At 72.0% G+C, this 10,066-nt stretch carries 11 protein-coding genes; 4 read left to right on the forward strand and 7 right to left on the reverse strand.

Annotated features, from left to right (window positions below):
• Positions 1–31 precede the first annotated feature (31 nt).
• Positions 32–868: a helix-turn-helix domain-containing protein gene (locus ACWF94_RS05130; protein WP_453484810.1), complete on the forward strand. Its 837-nt coding sequence runs from the start codon at positions 32–34 to the stop codon at positions 866–868.
• Entirely contained in the window at positions 865–1,074 is a 210-nt protein-coding gene (locus tag ACWF94_RS05135) for a DUF397 domain-containing protein (protein ID WP_453484812.1), read from the forward strand. Before ACWF94_RS05130 ends, ACWF94_RS05135 begins: the two co-directional genes overlap by 4 nt.
• Before the next feature lie 66 nt (positions 1,075–1,140).
• On the opposite strand, the gene ACWF94_RS05140 is transcribed toward ACWF94_RS05135, so the two are convergent.
• Positions 1,141–1,701, reverse strand: a complete 561-nt coding sequence (locus ACWF94_RS05140) for a dihydrofolate reductase family protein (RefSeq protein ID WP_453484813.1) — start codon at positions 1,699–1,701, stop codon at positions 1,141–1,143.
• A gap of 168 nt (positions 1,702–1,869) precedes the next feature.
• Between ACWF94_RS05140 and ACWF94_RS05145 the strand changes: the two genes are divergently transcribed.
• On the forward strand, positions 1,870–3,045 hold the full coding sequence (locus ACWF94_RS05145) for a UDP-N-acetylglucosamine--N-acetylmuramyl-(pentapeptide) pyrophosphoryl-undecaprenol N-acetylglucosamine transferase (protein ID WP_453484815.1): 1,176 nt from the start codon (positions 1,870–1,872) through the stop codon (positions 3,043–3,045).
• Positions 3,046–3,347: 302 nt separating this feature from the next.
• On the opposite strand, the gene cseC is transcribed toward ACWF94_RS05145, so the two are convergent.
• The 6 genes from cseC to ACWF94_RS05175 form a co-directional block, all read right to left on the reverse strand.
• Complete coding sequence (cseC, locus tag ACWF94_RS05150; protein ID WP_453484817.1) at positions 3,348–4,661, reverse strand: two-component system sensor histidine kinase CseC; 1,314 nt, start codon at positions 4,659–4,661, stop codon at positions 3,348–3,350.
• The gene (gene cseB / locus ACWF94_RS05155) at positions 4,658–5,359 is read right to left on the reverse strand and encodes a two-component system response regulator CseB (RefSeq protein ID WP_453484818.1); all 702 of its coding nucleotides are present in this window, start codon (positions 5,357–5,359) and stop codon (positions 4,658–4,660) included. The genes cseC and cseB overlap by 4 nt, the downstream gene beginning before the upstream one ends.
• Before the next feature lie 6 nt (positions 5,360–5,365).
• The gene (locus ACWF94_RS05160; RefSeq protein WP_453484819.1) at positions 5,366–6,070 is read right to left on the reverse strand and encodes a hypothetical protein; all 705 of its coding nucleotides are present in this window, start codon (positions 6,068–6,070) and stop codon (positions 5,366–5,368) included.
• Positions 6,058–6,654 (reverse strand): SigE family RNA polymerase sigma factor, encoded by a 597-nt coding sequence (locus ACWF94_RS05165; RefSeq protein WP_453484821.1) that lies wholly within the window; start codon positions 6,652–6,654, stop codon positions 6,058–6,060. Before ACWF94_RS05165 ends, ACWF94_RS05160 begins: the two co-directional genes overlap by 13 nt.
• 179 nt (positions 6,655–6,833) lie before the next feature.
• The gene (locus ACWF94_RS05170; RefSeq protein WP_453484823.1) at positions 6,834–7,739 is read right to left on the reverse strand and encodes an A/G-specific adenine glycosylase; all 906 of its coding nucleotides are present in this window, start codon (positions 7,737–7,739) and stop codon (positions 6,834–6,836) included.
• A 423-nt stretch (positions 7,740–8,162) separates the two neighbouring features.
• Entirely contained in the window at positions 8,163–8,774 is a 612-nt protein-coding gene (locus ACWF94_RS05175) for a phosphatase PAP2 family protein (protein WP_453484824.1), read from the reverse strand.
• Positions 8,775–8,946: 172 nt separating this feature from the next.
• On the opposite strand from ACWF94_RS05175, the gene ACWF94_RS05180 reads away from it, so the two are divergent.
• Complete coding sequence (locus ACWF94_RS05180) at positions 8,947–9,807, forward strand: hypothetical protein (protein WP_453484826.1); 861 nt, start codon at positions 8,947–8,949, stop codon at positions 9,805–9,807.
• Positions 9,808–10,066 lie beyond the last annotated feature (259 nt).

Raw genomic sequence — 10,066 nt, forward strand, 5'->3', positions numbered from 1 at the left:
GTAGCAGCCAGATAGGTTGGGGGAAGGCTGAGTGAATCTCAAGGAACTGGACCCGGAGAGCAGCCCACAGGCAGCGTTCGGCGCGCGGCTCCGCAGCTCACGCGAGGCGCGCGGTTGGAAGCAAGAGGACCTCTCCGCGCATATGGGCATTTCCAGTGGGCATATTTCGGGCGTTGAAACTGCGCGCAAGATGCCTTCTTTGCGCTTCGCGAAAGCTGCCGACCTGGTCTTTGGCACGGCCGGTACAGTGGCCACGTTCGAACGCCAGTGGCGCGAGATGCACCACGGCAGCCTGCTGGAAGGCTTCCCGGAGTACGTCGGGTATGAGGCGCGTGCGGTAGAGATCCGGCTGTATGAAATCGGCATCATCCCGGGACTGCTTCAGACGCGGGAGTACGCGGAGGTGCTGGCGGACAGCGCCATAGGGCGGGGTGCGATCACGCCAGAGCAAGCGGCCGAGCGAGTGTCGCTCCTGGCGGAGCGGCAGGCGGCCCTGGTGCGGCCCCGACCGCCCATGATGCTTGTCGTGATGGATGAGAGTTGTATCCGCCGACCGATCGGGGGCCCCGAGGTCATGGGCGCCCAGCTTGACCGGTTGGTGGAGGTCGCAGCACTCCCCAACACCATGATTCAGATTGCCCCGTTCGACATGGGAGAGCGACGCCCGTTCAACCTGCCGGTCAACTTGCTGACGCTGTCGGACCGATCCCTGGTCTCCTACGCCGAGTCCCAGACTCAGGGTCACTTCGACCGCGAGAGTGGGTCGGTGATTCCCCTGTTGACGGCCTACCATCAACTACAGGCTGAAGCGCTCTCCCAAGCGGCATCCGTAGCCATGATCAACGAGGTACGAAAGGGCACCCCGTGACGACCGAATCTCCCCGCTGGTTCACGTCCTCCTACAGCGACAACGGCGGTAATTGCGTCGAGGTTGCCGCCAACCTTGCCGTCTCGCACGGCATGGTTCCCGTCCGTGACTCCAAGACCCCGGGCGGGCCCGTAGTCGACATCCCCGCTGCCGCGTTCTCGTCCTTCGTGGCGAGTGTCAAGGCCGGAGAGTTCGGCATCGCCTGAACAAGGGCCCCGCCACAAGCCCCGGATGGGGACACGGCGGGGCCCTGCCCGGCGCCGCCGCGGTTCCTACGCTTCCGGAACGGGGTAGTAGCGCACGTCGACCTCGGCGAAGGGCTGTGAACCCTGGGCGTGCCGCAGCCGGATCGGCCGGCCGCCGGGATTGTCGAAGAGTCGGATGCCGTCGCCGAGCAGGACGGGTGCGATGTGCAGGTGGAGTTCATCGATCAGGCCGCGTTCGAGCAGTTGGCGGCCGATCGTCGGGGAGAGGACTTCGAGGTTCTTGCCGTCGGCGGCGTCCAGGCCGATGCGTACCGCCTCGGCCACGTCGCAGTTCAGGAACGTCACGCCCTCGGCGGGGGTGGCGTCTTCGGGGTGGTGGGTGAGGACGAAGATCGAGCCCTTCCAAGCCTCGCTGTAGGGCCGGGCGCCCGGGGCGCGGTCCCAGCCGTTCCGCCCGCCCAGGACCGCGCCGGTGGTCTCGATGTACGACTCTTCCACGCCGTCGCGGCCGGTGACCCCGGCCAGCCAGCCCATGGTGTGGTTCGGGCCCGCCACGAACCCGTCCAGCGACATGCTGAAGTGGAAGAGGACCTTGCCGGCGGCCTGGGGCGGTTCGAGGTCGAACATCTGGAGCTCCTTCGCTCATCCTGCCGGCGCGAATGCACCCGCTCCACAGAGAGACCGGACGGACGCCCCGAACTCATCGCCGCGTCCCGGACTGTTCGGGCGCCGCAGCCACGGAGCGACCCGGCGTCCTTCAGCGTGAGCGGCTGGGCAGCCAATAGGGTGCGTGGGGTGAATACCTCCTCCGTGCTCCCGCGTTCGTTCCGGCTGCTTGTGACGGGCGGTGGCACTGGCGGTCACACCTATCCGGCCCTGACGGCGATCCGTACCCTGCAAGGCCGCCTCGCGGATGCGGGCAGCACGCTGGAGGTCCTGTGGATCGGGACGGCGGACGGTCTGGAAGCGCGGGTCGCCCCGGCGGAGGGGATCGCGTTCAGGACGGTGGCCACCGGGAAGATCCGCCGCTCGTCGAATCCGCTCAAGATGCTGTCCGCCGCGAACGTGAAGGACATGGCGCGGGTGCCGCTCGGCGTGGCTCAGGCCCGGTCGATCGTGTCGGGCTTCCAGCCGGACGTGGTCCTGGCGACGGGTGGGTACGTCGCGGTCCCGGCCGGGCTGGCCGCACGGCTGTGCCGCGTTCCGCTGGTCCTGCACGAGCAGACCGTCCGGCTGGGCCTGGCGAACCGGAAGCTCGCGAGTTCGGCGACGCGGATCGCGGTGTCCTCGGAGTCCTCGCTGCCGCTGCTGCCCGCTGAGGTGCGCGAGCGCGCGGTCGTCACCGGGAACCCGGTGCGGCCGGAAGTACTGGGCGGCCACGCGGACAAGGCGGTCGAGGCGCTGGCCCTGTCCGGGTTCGACCGGCGACTGCCGACCGTCTACGTCACCGGCGGGGCGCAGGGTGCCCAGCAGATCAACGGTGTCGTTCGTGAAGTACTGCCCTGGCTCCTGGCGCACGCGAACGTGGTCCACCAGTGCGGTCCGGCGAACGTGGACGAGCTTCGGGCAGCCGCCGCCGCGCTGGACCCGGCCCTCGCCGGCCGCTACCACCTCACCGGGTTTCTCGGGTCGGAGCTGCCGGACGTACTGGCGCTGGCCGATGTCGTGGTGTCGCGGAGCGGGGCTGGGACTCTGGCCGAGCTGACCGCGCTCGGCAAGCCTGCGGTGTTCGTCCCGCTGGCCACGTCGGCCGGGAATGAGCAGGCTCACAACGCCCGGCACCTGGCCGACGCGGGAGCGGCAATCGCCCTGCTCGGCGAGGTCACCGGCGCTGCTCTGCGGAGCGCGGTCGGCCCGCTCCTGACCGACCCCGCCCGACGGGCGGCGATGGCGGAGCGGGCCCGGACGCACGGGCGACCGGATGCGGCGGACAGGCTCGTGGACGTGGTGCTGTCCGCCGCGTCCGCCTGATCAGCCGGACCGCATTCTCTGTCTTCGGTAGGACTCGTTGGTATCCACGGCATCGGTTCAGAGGCGGCCTGGCGCAGGAGACGGCCGAGGGGGTACGGCTGGCGCGCATACCAGCCCGTCCGGCGTTTGAGGACGGACCCTGGGCCCGGGAACCCGAGCGGCCCGGGAACCCGAGCGGGCCGGGTGCCTCTCAGGGAGGCCCCCCCCGCGCGGGCAGCGCGGCCACCCCGGGTCGGCAGCATCGGGGCGCTCCCGGGCCGGGAAGCCGCACCGCTCAGCCCCCGCCCGGGAGGCACCAGGACTCAGCCCCGAGCCGGAAGCATCGGGAAGCTCCCCGTGTCCGTCGGCGCGTGTTCGGGGAGCCAGAGGACCGCGACCGCGCCCCCGGCCGTGCCGATGGGTGTCGCTTCCTCCGGGGTGGCGTTGCGGAAGGTGAGGCGGGCGCCGAGGACCCGGGCCTGGCCGGCCGCGATGGTGAGGCCGAGGCCGTGACCGGTGCCTGCGCGGTCGCTGGCGCCGGTGCGGAAGCGGCTCGGGCCCTCGTGCAGCAGGGCTTCCGGGAAGCCGGTGCCGTGGTCGCGCACCCGCACGACCCGGCCTTCGACGGTGACCTCGATCGGCGGTCTGCCGTACTTCGCGGCGTTGGTCAGCAGATTGAGCAGGATGCGTTCGAGCCGCCGGGGGTCGGTGCTGACCCAGGACTCGTGCACGATCCGGACGTCCACGTCGGGGTTGAGCACCGCGATCCGGCGGGACACGAACTCGCCGAGCGCCAGCTCCTGCAGTTCGGCCCGCTCCGACGCGCTGTCCAGCCGCGCCACCTCCAGGACGTCCTCGACGAGGGTGCGCATGGCCTGCGCGCGGTCCCTCACCAGCTCGGTGGGGCGGCCGGGCGGCAGCAGCTCGGCGGCCGTGAGCAGCCCGGTGACCGGGGTGCGCAGCTCGTGCGCGATATCGGCGGTCACCCGGCGCTCGGCCTCGATACGGGCGTTCAGCGCATCGGTGAGCGCGTCGATCGCCCGCGCCAGATCGTCGGTCTCGTCGCGTACGACCCCGCCGATCGAGTCCCGCACCCGTACCTCCGTATTGCCCTCGGCGACATCGGCGGCGGCAGCGGCGGCCTTGCGCAGCCGCCGGGAGATCTGGCCGCCGATCAGGACGCCGAGTGCGCAGCCGCCGACGACGACCGAGACCGAGCCGATGATCAGGGCCCGGTCGAGATCCGCCAGGATGGTGGCGCTGCGCCCGGCGAATCTGGTGCGCAGAGAGAGCACATCGCCGTTGGCGAGCGGAACGGCGGCCCAGATCTCGGGCGGCCCGTCGCCCCGCTCGTCCACGAAGGTGCCGCGCCGTTTCTCGGCCATCAGCCGCTGGAGTTCTCTGGGCAGCGCGGGGTCGTTGATCTTGGCGTTGAAGCGGGGGCTCTTGGACGTCTCGTACCAGCGCTGGGCGAGGACGACCTGGGCGAGCTGCACCTCGCGCGCGTTGTCGAGCATCGACACCCGGGCGGCGTTGTGGACGACGAGGCTCAGGGTCAGCGCGATCAGGGCGCCGACGGCCGCGATCGCGATGCTGATCTTCCAGCGGACGCCGGTGCGGAGCGCGAGGCGCCTCATGCTCTGAGCTTGTAGCCGAAGCCGCGGACCGTCTCGATCCGGTCCTGGCCGATCTTGGTGCGCAGCCGCTGGACATGGACGTCCACGACGCGGGTGTCACCGCCCCAGCCGTAGTCCCAGACCCGCTCCAGAAGCTTGTCCCGGGACAGTACGGTGCCGGGCGCGGCCGAGAACTCCAGCAGCAGCCGCATCTCCGTCGGTGTCAGCGCCACCGGCTCCCCGCCCTTGCGCACCTCCATCCCCTCCGTGTCGACCTCCAGTTCACCGAAGGTCAGCAGCGCTCCGAGAGCCCCCGGCCCCCCGGCCGCCGGATCGCCGCCGCCCGCGTGCCCGAAGCGGCGCAGCACCGCGCGGATGCGCGCGACGAGCACCGCCCCGTCGAAGGGCTTGGTGACATAGTCGTCGGCGCCCGCCTCAAGACCGAGGACCACATCGATCGAGTCCGCCCGCGCCGACAGCATGATCACGGGCACGGTCGACTCGTCCCGGATACGCCGGCACAGACTCACCCCGTCGAGCCCCGGCACCATCACATCGAGCAGCGCGATGTCCGGCCGGTCGGCCCGGAACGCCTCAAGGCCCAGCAGCCCGTCGGGCATCGCGGTGACCATGAAGCCACTGCGTTCCAGGGCAAGCTGGGTCGCCTCCCGGATGACATCGTCGTCCTCGACGAACAGGACATGGGTCTCGGCCATCAAACGCTCTCAGTTCTCCTCCGGCCGCGCGGTCGGCTCGGGGTTCTCCAGACCACCCACGCCGACCGCACCGCTGAATTCCGTGCGCACCCAGTGCAGCCGGCTGAACTTGCCGCTCGCCCAGTGATACGTCGTCACTTCCTCGGCCGACGGTGTCGCCACCGGGTCGTCCTTGGCGTACAGCTGCTTGGTCACCACCAGATCGCCCCGGTCGATCGCCGAGTAGACGGCGGCCTCCTCCAGGGCGAAGACGTTCTCGTACGCCGTGCCGTTCACCCGGTACACAAAGGTGCCGAGCCCGACCCCGTCGCCGCACGCCACGACATTGACGACCACGTCGGGGGAACCGGAGCCGGTGATGTTCCCGTAGGAGCTGTCCACCGGATAGTCGGCGGACTCGCCGCACGGCCGCAGATCGGCCTTGACGCGGGCGCTGACCTTGGGATCGGTTTTGATCAGCTTGACGGGGTCGATGTCCTCGGTCCGCTGCGCCGCGTCCTGTCCGGCGTCGCCCCCCATCGAAGGAGCGGCGGGAGCGGCGGGGAGCGAGCCCTTGGCTTCCGCGTGCGCCGAGCCCTCGTCCTGGACCCCGTCGCCGCCGGTTGAGCAGGCGGCGGTGAACAGGCCGATGGCGGCGAACCCGGCGATCGCCGTGGTCCCCGCCGCCAGTGCCCCTCTGCCGCGTCCGCCCATCGGGCCTTTCAGGCCGCGCACCGCTCCTGCCCCCGCTCGTCGTCCCCGCACGCACGCCGCACCCCGCCGCGCTCCAGAGCGCGGGCGTCCAGGTCCCGGCTCTCCAGGTCCCGGCTCTCCAGCTCCTGGCGGAGCCGGGCGAGCGCCCGGTGCAGTGTGCTCTTCACCGTACCCGCCGACATGCCCAGCGCGGCAGCCGTCTCCTCGGTGCTCATCTGCTCCCAGTGCCGCAGTACCACGACACTGCGCTGCTTGGGCGCGAGCACCTTGAGGACGTCCATCAGCAGGGCGCGGTCCGCGCGCTGGTCGGCGCCGTCCTCGACCCGGGCGTCGGGCAGCTGCTCGGTGGGCACCTCTTCGAGCTTGCGCGCACGCCACCACTCCGTACGCGTATTGATCATCACCCGGCGCAGATAGGCGTCGGCGAGTGACTTGTCCGCGATGCCGTCCCAGCGGCCGAAGGTGCGCGCCAGCGCGGTCTGGAGCAGGTCCTGGGCGTCGACGGGGTCGGGCACGAGCCGCCGGGCGCTGCGCAGCAGCGCCTCCTGCCGGTTGCGTACGTACTCCTCGAACTCTTCGAAGTCGAGCACCTCGCCGTGCGCCATCTCAACCGCCTCCGTCCCCGTGACAAGCGACCCGCTTCCGCGTCGTTACGCCTCAGAAGTTACGGAGCGGTTGTCACGGCGCTGTGCGGGGCAGCCGTCGGAGGGCGCACGGCCATCCATCGGTTGTGTAACAGTCGATGTTTTGGAGCGGGTTGCGATGGGCAGGAGATCCTCCCGCGTCAGCCGGGGAGGCGGTACATCCGGCCCTCCAGCGGCTCCACAAGACCGTCGGCGACGAGTCCGTCCAGCGCCCGCGCCCGCTGCACCGGCTCGTGCCAGACGGCGTCCAGCGCGGACTGCGGGACAGGGGAGTGGGCATCCCGGAGTACGGCGAGGAGCTTCCCGCGCACCTGACGGTCGGTGCCTGCGTACGTCTGGCCGCGGCGGGGCGCCCCCTCGTGGGCGGGTTTCCCGGCCAGCCGCCACGCGCAGGCGGCGGCGATGGGACAGCGCGCGCAGTCCTCGTTCCGCGCGGTGCACACCAGCGCGCCCAGCTCCATCGAGGCCGCCGCCCAGCGGGCCGCCGTCTCGTCGTCACCGGGCAGCAGCGCGCGGGCCAGCTTGCGTTCGGCGGCGGTCGTCGCCGTCGGCGGGTACTGGATGCCGGTGGCGGCCCGCGCGAAGACCCGGCGCACATTGGTGTCGAGCACGGCGTGCCGCTGGCCGTAGGCGAAGGAGGCCACGGCAGCCGCCGTGTACTCCCCGATCCCCGGCAGCGCCAGCAGCTGTGCGTGGTCCTTCGGTACGTCGCCGCCGTGGCGCTCCGCTATCGCCTGCGCGGCCCCGTGCAGCCGCAGGGCACGGCGCGGATAGCCGAGCCGCCCCCAGGCGCGCACGGCCTCGCCGGGCGCCTCGACCGCGAGATCCGCGGGCCGGGGCCAGCGGGCCAGCCACTGTTCGTACACGGGGAGGACCCGGTTGACCGGGGTCTGTTGCAGCATGAACTCGCTGACCATCACACCCCACGCGCCCGCCTCGGGGCGGCGCCAGGGCAGATCGCGGGCGTGCTCGTCGAACCAGGCGATGACGGGGGTGTGGAAGGACGCGGCGTCGGCGTGGGCGTGGTCTGTGGTGGTGTCAGTCATGGCACAACCGATCCTGGCACGTCCCGGGGAGCGGGCGCCGCACCGGCTCCGGCCCCATCGGCTAGGCGGCGGCGGGCCGGTCGGCGCAATGCCGTACGGCATCCGCCGACTCCGCGCTGCTCAGCCGGGCCACGGGGAGTCGCCCTCGCCGCCGGGCACCATCCGGCCCTGTTGTACGCCGGTCGGGCGTGCGCCTGGTGGTGCGCCTGGTGGTGGGCGTGGCGGTGTGCCCAGCGGTGGGTCTGGCGGTGGGTCTGGTGGTGGGTCTGGCGGTGGGCCCGGTTGTGCGGCCGGCGGGCGCCTGGCCGTGTGCCCGGCCGTACTCCTGGGCGCGACCGGGACCCCGCTCGGCCCGCGCCCGGGACCCTGCTCGGCCGCGCCCCGAGCCGCGAGCCCCGCTCGGCCCGCGGCTCCGGACCCCGCTCAGCCGCGCCCCGGACCGGCGAACCAGACCACCACACCCGTACGGCTCGTCCGCATCGCGGTGAACAGCGATGCCGCCGGGCGGGCCAGCGCCAGGGTGAACACGACCGCCACCACCGCGCCGACGGCCAGGCCCACCAGCACATCGTGCGGATAGTGCACCCCGACGAAGACCCGCGAGAACGCCATCAGCAGCGCCATCGGCACGGTCAGCAGCGCGATCCTGGGCCAGGCGAGCGCGAGGGCGAGGGCGGCGGCCCCGGCGATCGCCGCGTGGTTGCTCGGGAAGGACCAGTCCCCGGTCGGCGGGCAGGTCACCAGGGAGGCCGCGGCGTCCGTGACCGTACGGCACGGCCGTTCCTCGTCGACCACCGACTTGAGCGACTCACTGACCACATATCCGGTCGCGGTCGCCAGGGGCGCGAGGACGGCCACGGCTATCGCGCGCGAACTGCCGCCGCGCGCCCGCCACCAGGCGACGACGAAGAGCGCCCCGAAGAGCAGCAGTCCGGCCTCCGTCCACAGCTCGGCCAGATGCTGGAACCAGGAGGGCGTGGAGTGGGCGAAGTCGACGATGTCGCGGTACAGGCCGCGGGTGATACTGCTGTCCATGATCTGGGACCGTACCGGGTGGGCCGGGCCGGGTACCGCCACGTTCGGCCACGGGCATCCCCGGCGAAAGTGGGGGGTGCCGGACACCGACCATGATGATGATCCGGAGAACTTGGCAAGCAGACGGCGGGTAGGACGGGAGTTGGCCGCGATCTCTCGTAAGGTTTGACCCGTGGGATCTCTGCGCAATCCGATCGGGCCGCTCCCCTCCTCCATCTACTGGCGACGGAGGGCGATCGCGCTGTCACTGATCGCGCTGCTCGCGGTGCTGACCGTCTGGGCGCTCAGTTCCGGCGGGGGTGGCGGCGACAAGGACGACAACGCCAACGGCAGTTCCTCGTCGGCCCCTTCGACCATCACCCCGGGCCCCACGCGATCGGGTCCCGCGATCAGCGCACAGCCCGGCGGGCGCGACGACGGCGGCGCCGGCGACGGCCCCGGCGGCAGCGCCAGCGGTGGTACGGGCCCGGGCACCGGCCACGATACGGGCGGGGGCGACGGCGACACCGGGAGCGGCGGCCAGAGTTCGGGCGGCGGCGCGGGCACGGGCGGCGCGGGCACGGGCGGCGCGGGCGGCGGCGGTTCGGGCAGTGGCGGTTCGGCCGGTCAGCGTGTCGCGGCGGACTCGGCCCTGCCCAACTGCGCCCCGGGCACACTGAAGTTGACCCTGCGCACCCCCGAAGTGTCCTACGAACCGGGCAAGAAGCCGTCCTTCCGGCTGAGCGCGGCCAACACCTCCGACACCACCTGCAAGGCCGACTTCGGCCCCAGGGCCGCGGTGCTCACCGTCACCGACGACAGCGACGACCAGGTCTGGTCATCCGAGCACTGCCCCCGCACGCAGGGGAGCCTGTTCCTGCGGATCCCGGCCGGCGGCACCGTCACCCACACCGTCGAGTGGGACCGCGAGCAGAGCGCCCCCCGCTGCGCGACCACCCCGGCGGGCCAGGTCTCCCCGGGCACCTACCTGGTGGAGGCGGACTTCCCGGGCGCGACGGTGCTCCCGGCGTCATTCCGCCTGGACAAGGACTGACCGGGCGGGCGAATTCAGCCTCTCCGGCGTTTGAGGAGCTGGGGGCACCTCCACGCCCGCAGGGCGTAGGGGGCGGTCCGGGGCGGAGCCCCGGCAACCGGGCCGCGCCCGACGTACGAAGCCCGCGCCACGGTGGAGCGGCACGCCCTCCGGGCGTGTCCTCAATCGCCGGACGGGCTGGTTTTGCGCACCCGGGTGGGCAATTTCAGCCTCGCCGGCGTTTGAGGCGCGGGGTTCGGGGTGGAGCCCCGGGAGGGCC

The sequence above is a fragment of the Streptomyces sp. NPDC055078 genome (assembly GCF_053607985.1).

Coding starts and splice junctions, on each gene's coding strand:
- ACWF94_RS05140 (WP_453484813.1), bottom strand. CDS start 1,701: ATGTTCGACCTCGAACCGCCCCAGGCCGCCGGCAAGGTCCTCTTCCAC.
- cseC (WP_453484817.1), bottom strand. CDS start 4,661: ATGAGGCGCCTCGCGCTCCGCACCGGCGTCCGCTGGAAGATCAGCATC.
- ACWF94_RS05165 (WP_453484821.1), bottom strand. CDS start 6,654: ATGGCGCACGGCGAGGTGCTCGACTTCGAAGAGTTCGAGGAGTACGTA.
- ACWF94_RS05170 (WP_453484823.1), bottom strand. CDS start 7,739: ATGACTGACACCACCACAGACCACGCCCACGCCGACGCCGCGTCCTTC.
- ACWF94_RS05175 (WP_453484824.1), bottom strand. CDS start 8,774: ATGGACAGCAGTATCACCCGCGGCCTGTACCGCGACATCGTCGACTTC.